Annotated in this window: 12 protein-coding genes; 6 read left to right on the top strand and 6 right to left on the bottom strand. The window is 65.6% G+C overall.

The annotated features are described in order from the left end of the window. Window positions 1-32 precede the first annotated feature (32 nt). Window positions 33-272, bottom strand: a complete 240-nt coding sequence (locus ET21_RS28940; RefSeq protein ID WP_037471526.1) for a DUF2934 domain-containing protein — start codon at window positions 270-272, stop codon at window positions 33-35. A gap of 216 nt (window positions 273-488) precedes the next feature. Here ET21_RS28940 and ET21_RS0120335 point away from each other — a divergent pair, with 216 nt between their 5' ends. The 3 genes from ET21_RS0120335 to rpoN all read left to right on the top strand — a co-directional run bounded on the left by ET21_RS0120335 (window position 489) and on the right by rpoN (window position 3422). Then, on the top strand, window positions 489-779 hold the full coding sequence (locus ET21_RS0120335) for a hypothetical protein (RefSeq protein ID WP_021237091.1): 291 nt from the start codon (window positions 489-491) through the stop codon (window positions 777-779). A gap of 300 nt (window positions 780-1079) precedes the next feature. Further along, the gene (lptB, locus tag ET21_RS0120330) at window positions 1080-1865 is read left to right on the top strand and encodes an LPS export ABC transporter ATP-binding protein (RefSeq protein WP_021237090.1); all 786 of its coding nucleotides are present in this window, start codon (window positions 1080-1082) and stop codon (window positions 1863-1865) included. Between the two features lie 48 nt (window positions 1866-1913). After that, the gene (gene rpoN / locus ET21_RS0120325; protein WP_030541105.1) at window positions 1914-3422 is read left to right on the top strand and encodes an RNA polymerase factor sigma-54; all 1509 of its coding nucleotides are present in this window, start codon (window positions 1914-1916) and stop codon (window positions 3420-3422) included. Window positions 3423-3545: 123 nt separating this feature from the next. Here rpoN and ET21_RS0120320 read toward each other — a convergent pair whose 3' ends face one another. Together ET21_RS0120320 and mgtE are read right to left on the bottom strand one after the other, a co-directional pair. Continuing rightward, window positions 3546-3944, bottom strand: a complete 399-nt coding sequence (locus ET21_RS0120320; protein ID WP_030541104.1) for a DUF1489 family protein — start codon at window positions 3942-3944, stop codon at window positions 3546-3548. Window positions 3945-3985: 41 nt separating this feature from the next. After that, window positions 3986-5416 (bottom strand): magnesium transporter, encoded by a 1431-nt coding sequence (mgtE, locus tag ET21_RS0120315; RefSeq protein WP_030541103.1) that lies wholly within the window; start codon window positions 5414-5416, stop codon window positions 3986-3988. A gap of 153 nt (window positions 5417-5569) precedes the next feature. Here mgtE and ET21_RS0120310 point away from each other — a divergent pair, with 153 nt between their 5' ends. Next, the gene (locus ET21_RS0120310) at window positions 5570-6022 is read left to right on the top strand and encodes a peptidylprolyl isomerase (RefSeq protein ID WP_021237086.1); all 453 of its coding nucleotides are present in this window, start codon (window positions 5570-5572) and stop codon (window positions 6020-6022) included. A 143-nt stretch (window positions 6023-6165) separates the two neighbouring features. On the opposite strand, the gene ET21_RS0120305 is transcribed toward ET21_RS0120310, so the two are convergent. The 3 genes from ET21_RS0120305 to ppc all read right to left on the bottom strand — a co-directional run bounded on the left by ET21_RS0120305 (window position 6166) and on the right by ppc (window position 10250). Continuing rightward, window positions 6166-6828, bottom strand: a complete 663-nt coding sequence (locus ET21_RS0120305; RefSeq protein WP_030541102.1) for a hypothetical protein — start codon at window positions 6826-6828, stop codon at window positions 6166-6168. After that, a complete protein-coding gene (locus tag ET21_RS0120300) occupies window positions 6828-7370 on the bottom strand; it encodes a hypothetical protein (RefSeq protein ID WP_030541101.1) in 543 nt (180 codons plus the stop codon). The genes ET21_RS0120305 and ET21_RS0120300 overlap by 1 nt, the downstream gene beginning before the upstream one ends. Window positions 7371-7553: 183 nt before the next feature. Then, on the bottom strand, window positions 7554-10250 hold the full coding sequence (ppc, locus tag ET21_RS0120295; protein ID WP_030541100.1) for a phosphoenolpyruvate carboxylase: 2697 nt from the start codon (window positions 10248-10250) through the stop codon (window positions 7554-7556). A gap of 94 nt (window positions 10251-10344) precedes the next feature. Here ppc and ET21_RS0120290 point away from each other — a divergent pair, with 94 nt between their 5' ends. Both ET21_RS0120290 and ET21_RS0120285 read left to right on the top strand, forming a co-directional pair. After that, the gene (locus ET21_RS0120290; RefSeq protein ID WP_030541099.1) at window positions 10345-11802 is read left to right on the top strand and encodes an ATP-binding protein; all 1458 of its coding nucleotides are present in this window, start codon (window positions 10345-10347) and stop codon (window positions 11800-11802) included. Continuing rightward, window positions 11799-12260, top strand: coding sequence for a low molecular weight protein-tyrosine-phosphatase (locus tag ET21_RS0120285; protein WP_030541098.1), 462 nt, complete (start codon window positions 11799-11801; stop codon window positions 12258-12260). The genes ET21_RS0120290 and ET21_RS0120285 overlap by 4 nt, the downstream gene beginning before the upstream one ends. Window positions 12261-12264 lie beyond the last annotated feature (4 nt).

Here is a 12264-nt window from a genome sequence, read left to right as displayed (position 1 = left end):
TTTTCGTTCAGCTTGGCATCGTCAGGAAAAGGCTATTGGCTGGCAGGTCCTGCCTTGCGCCGGGGCGCCGCCTTCTGGGGGGAAGCTGCACTTCCTCCCTCCGGCACCGCTCCGGCCGCGCTTGAATCAGCGGGAGCGGTTTCTTCCGCTATCGCCTGTTCCGCGCGCAACCAATGGTCTTCGTCCCGGCCCGGCGGGCATCCCTCCTCCTCCCAAATTCTATAGGCGCGCGCCTTTACAGCTTCGTGCCGGTCGTCTTTTTCCTGACCCATGAGCTTCCTCCTGGCGGCCGGTTGGGAGGCCGCATGAAGAAATGCGCGAAGCCGCAATTGGATGCGCGTCTCCGGCATGAAAAATGATGGCGGATTTTCAGTCGAGAACAACGCTATAGGGCGGGTTACTGTCCTTTCCTTTTGCCTTCCGTAACAATCTTCCGGGAACCACAGCTTCCATACATCCGTTTGCACCATCTCTGGAGGAGGATTGTGATGGCTGAAGTGCATCGAGACCCTTATACTGGCGACCGCGTGGTCGTTCACAAGAACCGGACGGGCCGCACTCTTGCGATCGTCCTGGTCGTCATTCTGGCAATTGTCGGCATCCTGTTCGCCACCGGCTTCTGGAAGGCCGATGTCAAGGGCGGCGACATGCCGGAGGTCAGCGTCGATGGCGGCGCCCTGCCCAAGGTGGATGTCGATTCCAAGGAGGTCGTCGTCGGCACCAAGCAGGAAACCGTCGAGGTTCCCACCGTGGGCGTCAAGGATAATGGCGAGGAGTAAGCCCGGTCTGGCTTAGTTCCGCTGGAACAGGCAAATGAAAGTGGATCTCCGCCCAGGAGGTCCACTTTTTTCATGCCTGCTTTCCGTCACGAGCGCCTCATTTCGCCCTGTCGATACCCGAATATGCGACGGCGATGCCGATCTGATCTCCGCGTACGCCGGTGCGGCGTGACGCGCCGGAAGTGGGGTACAGCGCATTTTCCCCCTTGCCCCGGCGGCGATCCCATGCACAAAGCTTGCCAATTGCATGGCGGCGTTCCTATTTTATCGCGCTGAGCCATGTGGCGGCAAGGATGAGCGATGGACAATGTGACGATCCAGGACAGAACAGCCCCGGCATCGCGCCTTTCTCCCAAGGAGGTGGGCGAAGGGCTGTCCGTGATCTCGATTGCGAAAAGCTATGACAAGCGCGTCGTGCTGGCCGATGTGTCGCTGACGGTGGGCAAGGGCGAGGTGGTCGGCCTGCTGGGACCCAACGGCGCGGGCAAGACGACATGCTTCTATTCGGTGATGGGGCTGGTGCGCCCCGACCATGGCCGCATCATCCTGGACGGGCAGGATGTCACTGGCCTGCCCATGTATCGCCGCGCGATATTGGGCCTGGGCTATCTGCCGCAGGAAACCTCCATCTTCCGCGGCCTTACGGTCGCCCAGAATATCAGCGCGGTGCTGGAACTGGCGGAGCCGGACAAGGCGGCGCGCGAGGCGCGGCTGGCGCAACTGCTGGACGAATTCGGCCTGACGAAGCTGCGCGACTCATCGGCCATGGCGCTATCGGGCGGCGAGCGGCGGCGGTGCGAAATCGCGCGGGCGCTGGCGGCGGACCCGTCCATCGTGCTGCTGGACGAGCCTTTCGCGGGCATCGATCCGCTGTCCATCGCCGACATTCGCGACCTTGTGAAGCAGCTCAAGACACGCGGGATCGGCGTGCTGATCACCGACCATAATGTGCGCGAGACGCTGGACATCGTGGACCGCGCCTGCATCATCTATGGCGGCCAGGTGCTGTTTGCGGGCAGTCCGACCGAACTGGTCGCCGACCCCGACGTCCGCAGGCTCTATCTGGGCGAGAATTTCTCGCTCTGACATGACGGGCCGATCCTTCCTTCCTGCCGGTGGTGAGGGGAGAGGCTGATGGCGCTTGGGCCGCGCCTCGACATACGGCAGAGCCAGTCGCTGGTGATGACGCCGCAGCTTCAGCAGGCGATCAAGCTGCTGGCGCTCAGCAATCTGGAACTGGACGCCTTTGTGGCGGGGGAGCTTGAGAAGAATCCGTTGCTGGAAACGGGCGCGCCGGTCGATCCCGCGCCTGACGCCAGCGGGATCGACGCGCAGGCCGGGCCGCCGGTGCTTCCAGCCGAAACCGGCGGGGTGGATCAGCTGATCGGGCAAGGCCGGGGCGAAGCGGACGCGCCCCTGGATGTCGATCATGGCGCGGACATCTTCATCGACGATGGCCCGGCTGACCGGGTGGCGGCCGTTGGATCGGGCGGCATGGACCCGCTGCCTGGCGGCGGCGGGGAAGCGATCGACTTCGACAGCTTCGCCAACCCCGAACAGGGCTTGCAGGAACATCTGATGGATCAGGCGCGGGCCGCCCTGTCAGGCACGGACCTGCTGATCGCCACGCAGTTGATCGGCCAGATCAGCGAGGCCGGTTATCTGGAGGCGAACCTGCTGGAAACCGCCCATGCGCTGGGCGTGCCGCTCGCGCAGGTGGAGGCGGTGCTTGCGGTCATCCACGGTTTCGATCCTTCGGGCGTGGGCGCGCGGTCGCTGGCCGAATGCCTGGCGTTGCAGGCGAAGGAAGCGGATCGATACGACCCGTGCATGGCGAAGCTGCTCGACAATCTGGACCTGCTGGCGAAGGGCGCGCTGCCGCAGTTGCGCAGGATCTGCGGCGTGGATGAAGAAGATATGGCGGACATGATCCGCGAATTGCGCGGCTATGATCCCAAGCCGGGCCTGCGCTATTCGGCCGATCGCGCGCCGCCGGTCACGCCCGACCTGTTCGTCAATCCCGCGCGCGGCGGCTGGTCGATCGAGATCAATAGCGCCACCCTGCCGCGCCTGCTGGTCAACCGCAGCTATTATGTGGAACTGGCGTCCGGTCCGCAGAACCGAGCATCCAAGGCCTGGCTGGCCGATTGCTTCGCCAGCGCCAACTGGCTGGTCAAGGCGCTGGACCAGAGGCAGAAGACGATCATCAAGGTCGCCAGCGAAATCGTCCGCTGTCAGGAGGATTTCTTCAACAAGGGCGTCGCGCACCTCAAGCCCCTGACGCTCAGGACCGTGGCGGATGCGATCGGCATGCATGAATCGACGGTCAGCCGCGTGACGTCGAACAAATATCTGTCCTGTCCGCGCGGGGTCTATGAACTGAAATATTTCTTCACCAGCGGCGTGGCGGCGGCGGGCGGCGAAGGCGCTGTGTCGGCCGAGGCGGTCAAGAGCCACATCAAGGCGCTGATCGCGGCCGAAGCGCCCGAAGCGATCCTGTCCGACGATACGCTGGTCGACATGCTGCGCGCCAAGGGCATGGACATAGCGCGGCGAACGGTGGCCAAATATCGCGAGTCACTGGGGATAGGCTCATCCGTCCAGAGGCGGCGGCAGAAGGCGCTGCGGGGGAAAGCGGCTTAGGATTTCTGGCGCACTGCCACGGTCCCCGCCGCGCCGGACGCAGAGACACCTCACTGCGTTCGGTGGCGCCTTCGGCAGGCTCAGGGTGAACGGAAGTCTGGGGCGGCGGTGCGGGGATATTCCTCAAACCAATCCCAGCCGCGTCAGTTCGCCCAGCATGGCGCGGGGCATGGCGTCGAGGTCGTCCGCCTCCCCTTCGCCCAGGTCAGGCGGCACATCCTGTTCTTCCAGATAGCGCCAGCCCTGATGCGCGCGCTTGGGCGTGCCGCGCACGGCGATCAGCCGGGGTTGCAGCCTGATCCAGAAGCGGCCCTGCCCTGTTTCCTGAAATCCGATCAGCGGGCTGCGGCCGACCAGCCGGTGGCCGTGAATCCAGAACAGCGAGCCGCCCTCCATCTCGCTCACTCGCTTGGGCAGATAGCGGGTGGTCAGGCGCGCTTCGGTTTCATGACTTTCCAGCCATGCGCGCAGCGACGCAGGGCTTTCGCTCTGGAAGGCGATCTTGGCGAGGTGCAATGGCATCGGCGGGATAGATGGGCGGCGATGGCGGCCGGATCAATGCGTCACGTCAGGAAGATGGTCGCCAGCCCAAGGAAGGTGAGGAAGCCCAGGGAATCGGTCATCATTGTGACGAACACGGCTGATGAGACAGCCGGGTCGATATTGTTGCGGTCCAGCGTTATGGGGATCAGCACGCCCGCCAGCCCCGCGACCATATTGTTGATGAGGATCGCCGCGGCGAAGACGAGGGACAGTCCCAACTGGCCGTAGATCAGGTAGGAACCGATGCCGATCAACGTTCCCAGCACCGTGCCGTTGGTGGCGGCGATGCGGAATTCACGCGCGATCATGCGCAGCGTGTTCGAACTCGTCACCTGATTGGTGGCGATGGCGCGCACCATCACCGCCAGCGTCTGCGTGCCCGCATTGCCCCCCATTCCCGACACAATGCCCATCAGCGCCGCCAGCAGCGCCAGACGTTCGATCGTGCTTTCGAACAGGCCGACGACGGACGCGGCGATCATCGCCGTGCCCAGATTGACGATCAGCCAGACAAGGCGCGTGCGCACCGTCATCAGGATCGGCTGGTTGATATCGCCCTCGCCCGCGCCCGACAGGCGCAGGATGTCCTCGCCCGCTTCCTCGGAAATGATGTGGACGATGTCGTCGACCGTGATCATGCCGACCAGCCGCCCATTGCCGTCCACCACGGCGGCGGAGATCAGCGCATATTTCTGGAAGCGCAGCGCCACTTCCTCCTGGTCCATGTCGACCGGGATCAGCGTCTGTTCGCGCTTCATGAGGTCGGCCATGGCGATGGGGCGCGGGCAGGTCAGCAGCCAGCTCAACTGGCACGTCCCAATCGGCTTGTGCGCTTCATCGACCACGAAGATTTCCCAGAAATCCTTGGTCAGGTCCTGATTGTCGCGCAGATAGTCGATGACCTGCCCTACGGTCATATGCTCAGGCACCGCGACCAGGTCGCGCTGCATCAGGCGGCCGGCGGATTCCTCAGGATAAGCGAGCGCGCTTTCGATCGCGGCGCGGTCTTCGGGGTCCAGCGCATCGAGGACGGCCTGCTGATCGGCCTCCTCCATATCCTCGATGATGGCGACGGCGTCGTCGGTATCGAGTTCGGCGGCGAACTCCGCCACCTGCTCGGGCGCGAGCGAGTCGAGCAGGTCGTCGCGGACATAGTCATTAAGTTCGGAAAGAACCTCCGCCCCTACCAGGTCGCCCAGCGCCGCCGCCACTTCCCCGCGCCGTTCGGAAGGGGTCAATTCCAGAAGGTCGGCAATGTCGGCCGGGTGCAGCGGCGACACGAGATCCCGCGCGCGTTCCCGGTCGCCATCTTCCACCGCGTCCAGCACGGCGGAGACGAAATCGGGCTTTAGCCGGTCATCCTCATCATGGCGGGATTCGGCCTGATCGACGGAATTGCCGTCAAATTCTTCGTCCGGCCGGGGTTCGGCCGTATCGGCTCGCTCGCTCATCGCGTCCCCTACTGTCCGGTTCCTGTAACATTTCGCTGCTTTTGCCGATGAACGGGATAAATGCAATGCCTCAAGGGTTGATGAGGCGCTTCCATCCCTGACCTAACGCTTTATAGGGACGAACATCTCCACGCCCGGCAAGAGAGGACTTCCATGGCCGACGAAACGCTTACCCTCACCCTCGACAGCGGCGGCGACGTCGTGATCAAGCTGCGCCCCGATCTGGCCCCCGGCCATGTCGAACGCATCGCCCAGCTTGCCAAGGAAGGCTTTTACGACGGCGTGGTCTTCCACCGCGTCATCCCCGGCTTCATGGCGCAGGGCGGCGACCCGACCGGCACCGGCATGGGCGGCTCGCAACTGCCGGACCTGAAGGCCGAATTCAGCCGCGAACCGCATGTGCGCGGCGTCTGCTCGATGGCGCGCGCGTCCAACCCGAACAGCGCGAACAGCCAGTTCTTCATTTGCTTCGACGATGCGACCTTCCTCGACGGCCAATATACCGTCTGGGGTGAAGTGACGTCCGGCATGGAGCATGTCGACGCCCTGCCCAAGGGCGAGCCGCCGCGCACGCCGGGCAAGATCGTGAAAGCGACAGTTTCCTGATGGGGCCGGGGTCTGACTCCAAGGGTCGGCCCCCGCTTCTTCATTCGTCATGCTGAACTTTTTCAGCATTCATCCGCCTTCGGCATGATCCGAGCTTAATGGCACGATGGATGCTGAAACGAGTTCAGCATGACCAAGATTGATTACGGCTTTTCCGAAACATTCCCGGCAGCATTATCAGCCTCGCCCTCTTCAGGCGCGACATAGGGGCCGATCGATTCGATGTGCCAGCGGCGATCCGCCTCGCTTGAACCGGGCACGTCATTGGCGCGGCGCAGCGTCACCTGACGCAGCGCATACCAGGGCTTTCCATTGGCGGCGATGCGGCCATAGACCTGCACCGGCACCACGACATAGAGCGATCCCGCCGCGCCTTCCACTGCCCCCGGCGCGCCGACATTGGCGTGGATTTCGCTGAATCCGCGGAAGCGCCGGGCGAACCGTTCATCATCCTCCGCCCCGATCGCGCTTTCATCGTTCCAAAGGTCCTGCGCATCATCGAAGCGGCGTTCCTCCAGCAGGCCGTAATAGCCCTGCACGACCTTCGCCGCGCCCTGAGGTCCCTTGGGATCGACCGTCTCTTCCTCCTCAACGGGCTTGCTGTCGGCGGGAAGTCCGCCGGGCGTGCCGGGAGCAGGCGGCGCGAGCGGCTCCATCACCGATCGCGCCTCCGCGCGGAAGGCGTTTTCCACCTGCGCGGCGTTCGCGCCATTGGCGAGGTTGTCGATGGCGCTTTCCTCCCGCCCGTCACAAGCGGCGAGCGAGAGGCATGCGATAATGGCGGCGGCGCTGGTCCGTGCCCGCATCAGTTACGCCAGCCCCGCTGGCCATCGCGGCTGGTGCGCTCTCCGCTGCGTTGCGCGCCGGGCCACCAGTCGCGCACGCTGCGATCCGAACGGGATTCGTTGCGCACCACCGGAGGCCTGCTGGGCGGCGTCGCGGTGGCATTGCCTTCCCGCCGTCCGCGCCAGCCTTCGCGATTGGCGTCGCGGCTGCCCTGCCATTGACGTTGCTGGCCATCGCGCCAGCGCCGACCGCCATCTTCGCGGCGGGCCTGCCGGTAATTTTCCCAATAGCGGCGCTGACCATCGTTCCAGCGGTGGCGGCGGCCGCCCCGGTCATAGACATAATAGCCTGAACCCGGATAATAATAGCCGTTGTACCAGCCGCCATAGGAGCCCGGCGAATAATAGCCCGGACCCCAATAATCGTCATAATAGCCGCCGCCATAATAGCCGCTGCCGACGCTCACACCGCCATAATAGCCATCATCATAGGCGCAACCGCCCAAGGCGAGCGCGCCGGCAAGGCCTATCGCAGCCAGAAACCTGTGTCCGGTCCACGTCATCGCCTTTCTCCTTATCTCCATCTTCCTTGCACGATAACGCAGGCCGGTTGAATTGGTTGTGAATGAATGGCGGGGCGAGGCAGATGGGGCTTGTCCCGGCTCCCGCGCCCGGCCATGAAGGGCGCGGGTTCGGGGCGGCATCAGGACTGCGCCGCTCCGGGCTTCCCGCCTGCCGTGCCTGTCCTAGCCGCTGTTGCGCAGCGCGGTGGCGATGGCGTTGATGGACAATTCTATTCCTTCCTTGATGCGCGCATCCTGCTCCCCGCTCCGGTGGCGCTTGAGCAATTCGATCTGGAGCAGGTTCAGCGGCTCGATATAGGGCAGGCGCAGGCGGATGGACGCGTCCAGCTTCGGGCTCTTGTCCAGCAGGCGCGACTGGCCGGTCGCCTCCAGCAGGCCGTCATGGGTGAGGCTCCACCCCTCGCGGATGCGGTCGAAGATCGCCCGCCCCCTCTCCTGATCCTTGACCAGCGGCAGGTAATGGGCCGCGATGCCGAGGTCCGATTTCGCCAGCACCATCTCCAGATTGGCGAGCGCCGACCGCAGGAAGGACCAGCTTTGCGCCATGTCGGCCAGCAGCGCCTTGTCCTCGAACGCCGCCAGCGCATGGCCCACGCCATACCAGCCGGGCAACATCACCCGCGCCTGCGACCAGCTGAACACCCAGGGGATGGCGCGCAGATCCTCGATCCGCGTGCTCTTGGTGCGGCTGGCCGGGCGCGATCCGATCTTGAGGCCCGATATTTCCTGAATCGGCGTCAGCTCGCGGAAGAATTCGCGGAAGCCTTCCGTGCCGTACACCAGGTCGCGATAGGCGGCGAAAGCGGTCTGCGACAATTTGTCCATGCCATCGGCAAAGCGCGCGGCGTCGCGGTCGGAAATGCCTTCTGGCTCCAGCGTGGCGAGCAGGGTGGCGCTGGTCATCGCCTCCAGGTTGGTCATGGCGACATCGCGCGTGCCAAACTTGGCGGCGATCACTTCCCCCTGTTCGGTGATGCGGATGCGCCCCTGCACCGTGCCCTTGGGCTGCGCCTGGATTGCCGCGAAGGAGGAGCCGCCGCCGCGCCCCACCGCTCCGCCGCGCCCGTGGAACAGCTGCATCGCCGCGCCCGTCTGCGCGAATACGGGGGCAAGCGCCTTGCTCGCCTGATACAGGCCCCAGGTCGAGGTGATGTAGCCGCCGTCCTTGTTGCTGTCGGAATAGCCGATCATCACTTCCTGATGGCCGCGCTGCTTCACCACGCCCGCAATTTCCGGCAGCGCGAAATAGGCGGACATGATCGCGGGCGCGGCTTCAAGATCGGCGATCGTTTCGAACAGCGGCACGGCCATGATCGCGGCGCGCGGAGCGCCGCCGTCGCGGGCCGCGCGCCACAGACCGGCTTCCTTGAGCAGGATGTTCACCTCCAGCAGGTCGGACACGCTTTCCGCCTTGGAGATGATATAGTGGGTGATGCATTGCGGGCCGTAGATGCGGTGCGATTCCGCCGCCGCCTGGACGATCGCGAGTTCGGACGCGGTTTCTTCCGAATATTCCTCGAAACGGGAACCCAGCGGGCGGTTGCTCGCCAGTTCCCGGCGCAGCAGGGCGATGCGGGCAGGTTCGTCCAGCGCGGCATAGTCCGCCTCCACCCCGGCAACCTTCAACAGTTCGGCGACGACGCGCTGATGTACGTCGCTATTCTGCCGCATGTCGAGCGTGGCGAGGTGGAAGCCGAAGGTTTCGACGGCGCGGATCAGCCGCCCCAGCGCGCCGCCGCTCGCCAGCGCGCCATTGCCCTCGCTCGCCAGCCCCTGCGCGACGGTGACCAGATCGCGCCGCAGGTCAGCGGGGCTTGCATAGGCCTCCCCCCTCAATGGCGAGGGACGGGGCGGCTCCTTGCCGGTCAGGGCGCGGTAAGTGGCGGCAAGCCGGGCGTAGATGCCGGAAATCGCGCGGCGATAGGGCTCGTCCCTGCGGCTGGCGGAAAGGTCCCCGCTCCGGTCGGCAAGGTCCATCACGCTTTGCGGCACATGGGCAAGCTCGGTGGACAGCGACAGTTCCGCCCCCAGCGCATGCAGGTCGTCCATATAATGGGCCAGCGCCGCCTCGCATCCGCGCGCCAGCGCCGATCGCAGCTGCGGCGCCTGGACGAAGGGATTGCCGTCGCGGTCGCCGCCGATCCAGTTGCCCACGCGCAGGAAGCTGGGCGGGCGCGTGCCCAGCACCCGTTCCCATCGCGCGTAGAGCGCGGGCAGGACCGGCAGGAACACGTCGCGGAAATAGGTCAGGACATTGTCGATCTCATCCTGAACGAACAGCTTTTCGCGGCGCAGCGGCCGCGTCTGCCACAGCAGCGCGATCTGGCGGAAGATCGCCTCGTCCAGATTTTCGCCATCGGGCGTTTCGGCCTTCCCCGTATCCTTGAGCAGCATGAGTTCGGCGATGCGGTTGCGGTGATCGATCATGCTCTTGCGCCGCACCTCGGTCGGGTGGGCGGTGAGCACCGGGACGATCAGGGCGTGGGAGAGCAGGTCGGCCACGGCTTCGCGGCCGATGCCGTGCGCTTGCAACTGCTCCAGCGCGGAGGCGACGTCCGCGCCGGGCTCGGCGGCCACGCCCTGACGGTCCTCCGCCAGATTGGCGAGCATCGAAAACAGCATGAAGCCGCGCACGAAGGACAAGGTGTCGTCCAGGCTGAGCGCTTCCAGCCCCGTGTCCACCACATCGGCGCCATGCAGCCCGCGCGCCCGATCGACGGAGGCGGACCGGATATATTCGGTCTGGCGATAGAGGCTTTCCCCGCCATAGGCGCGGATGACATCACCCAGCAGCCGGGCGAGATAGCGGATATCCGGGTTCTGCGCGATCGCGGGCGCGCCGTTGGAAGCAGTGGCCATGGGGCGATGCTGCTCTGCAACAAAGCCGGGGTCAAGCGTCTTCAAATGGACAGCGCCCTTGCGCGAATCCCACCGGCTGGGCCAAAGGAACGGCGTGACCGCCAGCATCAGCATAGGGACCGACGGAAGCGGCAACGCCGTTCTGGTCGATGTCGAGGAATTGCTCGCCACCCGTCTGCTCGTCCAGGGCAATTCGGGGTCGGGCAAATCCCACCTTCTGCGCCGCCTGCTGGAGGAGAGCGCCGCGCTGGTCCAGCAGGTGGTGATCGACCCGGAAGGCGATTTCGTCACGCTGGCGGACGAATATGGCCATGTGGTGATCGATGCGGGCGACTATAACGAGCGGGAGATCGTCAAGATGGCGATGCGCATCCGCGAACATCGCGCATCAGTCGTGCTCAGCCTGGAGTCGCTGGAGCTGGAGGCGCAGATGAAATGCGCCGCCACCTTCCTTTCGACCCTGTTCGACGCGCCGCGCGATCATTGGTATCCCGCGCTGGTCGCGGTCGACGAAGCGCAGATGTTCGCGCCGGTCGCTGCGGGCGACGTGTCGGACGAAGCGCGGCGGCTGAGCCTGGCGGCGATGACCAACCTTATGTGCCGGGGGCGCAAGCGCGGCCTTGCGGGCGTGATCGCGACGCAGCGGCTGGCGAAGCTGGCCAAGAATGTCGCGGCGGAGGCTTCCAACTTCCTGATGGGGCGCACCTTCCTGGACATCGACATGGCGCGCGCGGCGGACCTGCTGGGGATGGAGCGGCGGCAGGCGGAGCAGATTCGCGATCTGGAGCGCGGCCGGTTCCTAGCGCTGGGCCCCGCCATCTGCCGCCGTCCGGTCGCGGTGAAGATCGGCGCGGTGAAGACCAGCACGCGCGGGGGAACCCACAAGCTGATGCCGCCACCCGTCGCGGCGACGGAGGACTTGCAGGAACTGCTGTTCGCCGCGGCGGGCGAGGAAGAGGCGCTTGCGCCCCCCGCTCCGCCCCGCGCGGAACCGCCGCCGCTGCCCGCCGAGGAATTGATGCGCGCGCTGGCCGCTGCTCCATCGGCCAAGCCAGCCGCGCCCGAACTGGACTTCGGGCAGAATGAGCCGGTCGTCATCGCCGTGCTGGAGGAGATCGTCGCCGATCTGGGGGAAGCGCAGCCGAGCCTGTCCACCCTGTTCCAGGATTTCGGCGTCCGCTGCCGCATGAAGGGCCTGCGGACCCCGCCGCTCGACCTGCCCGCCTTCCGCAAGCGCTTCGCCATGGCGCAGGCAGGCATGTTCGATGCCGCAGACCGCCGCTGGGAGGACGCGATGCGCGCGGCGGAACCGCTGCCCGAAGACATGCTCGCCCCCTTCCTGCTGATTGCCCGTGCGGCGATGGAGGGCCTGCCCTGCCCCGGCGATGCGTCGCTGGCGCGGGCCTATGGCACCAGTTCCCCCGGCCGGGTGCGGCGGCTGATCGATTATATGGAGAAACTTGGCGTGATCGTGGCGCGAACGGATTTCGGCGGCCGGCGCTCCATCGGCGTTCCCCAGCTTGGGCTCAGCACGGCGGCGGCCGAAGGATGAGCGCGTCGGTCCTGTTCGTGTGCCTGGGCAATATCTGCCGGTCGCCCATGGCCGAAGCCGCGCTGCGGGCAGAAGCAGAGCGCGCCCGGATCAGCATCGAAGTGGATTCGGCGGGCACGGGCGACTGGCATGTCGGCCGCCCGCCCGATCCGCGCGCGCAGGCCGTGGCGCTGCGCAACGGCTTCGACATTTCCGGCTATAGCGGCAGGCAGGTCACCGTGCAGGATTTCCACCGCTTCGACTTCATCTTTGCGCTGGACAGCGAAAACCTCGCCAACCTGCGGCGGTTGCAACCCGCGACGGGCAAGGCTGAACTGCGCCTGCTGATGGACCTCGTCCCCGGCCGCGAAGGGACCGATGTCACCGATCCCTATTTTGGCGACGCGGCCGGGTTCGACGTCACCTGGGACGATGTGACGCGGGCAGCGAGAGCGATCGTCCAGCGGCTGACGGCCTGAACCC

It is taken from the genome of Sphingobium sp. DC-2 (genome assembly GCF_000722555.1).
In the GTDB taxonomy this organism is placed as follows: Bacteria; Pseudomonadota; Alphaproteobacteria; order Sphingomonadales; family Sphingomonadaceae; genus Sphingobium; species Sphingobium quisquiliarum.
This window is presented reverse-complemented; position numbering and strand designations above follow the sequence as displayed.

Excerpts from the sequence above, each read along its gene's own strand:
- ET21_RS28940 (WP_037471526.1), bottom strand. The coding sequence starts at position 272 with ATGGGTCAGGAAAAAGACGACCGGCACGAAGCTGTAAAGGCGCGCGCC.
- ET21_RS0120335 (WP_021237091.1), top strand. The coding sequence starts at position 489 with ATGGCTGAAGTGCATCGAGACCCTTATACTGGCGACCGCGTGGTCGTT.
- lptB (WP_021237090.1), top strand. The coding sequence starts at position 1,080 with ATGGACAATGTGACGATCCAGGACAGAACAGCCCCGGCATCGCGCCTT.
- rpoN (WP_030541105.1), top strand. The coding sequence starts at position 1,914 with ATGGCGCTTGGGCCGCGCCTCGACATACGGCAGAGCCAGTCGCTGGTG.
- ET21_RS0120320 (WP_030541104.1), bottom strand. The coding sequence starts at position 3,944 with ATGCCATTGCACCTCGCCAAGATCGCCTTCCAGAGCGAAAGCCCTGCG.
- mgtE (WP_030541103.1), bottom strand. The coding sequence starts at position 5,416 with ATGAGCGAGCGAGCCGATACGGCCGAACCCCGGCCGGACGAAGAATTT.
- ET21_RS0120310 (WP_021237086.1), top strand. The coding sequence starts at position 5,570 with ATGGCCGACGAAACGCTTACCCTCACCCTCGACAGCGGCGGCGACGTC.
- ET21_RS0120305 (WP_030541102.1), bottom strand. The coding sequence starts at position 6,828 with ATGCGGGCACGGACCAGCGCCGCCGCCATTATCGCATGCCTCTCGCTC.
- ET21_RS0120300 (WP_030541101.1), bottom strand. The coding sequence starts at position 7,370 with ATGACGTGGACCGGACACAGGTTTCTGGCTGCGATAGGCCTTGCCGGC.
- ppc (WP_030541100.1), bottom strand. The coding sequence starts at position 10,250 with ATGGCCACTGCTTCCAACGGCGCGCCCGCGATCGCGCAGAACCCGGAT.
- ET21_RS0120285 (WP_030541098.1), top strand. The coding sequence starts at position 11,799 with ATGAGCGCGTCGGTCCTGTTCGTGTGCCTGGGCAATATCTGCCGGTCG.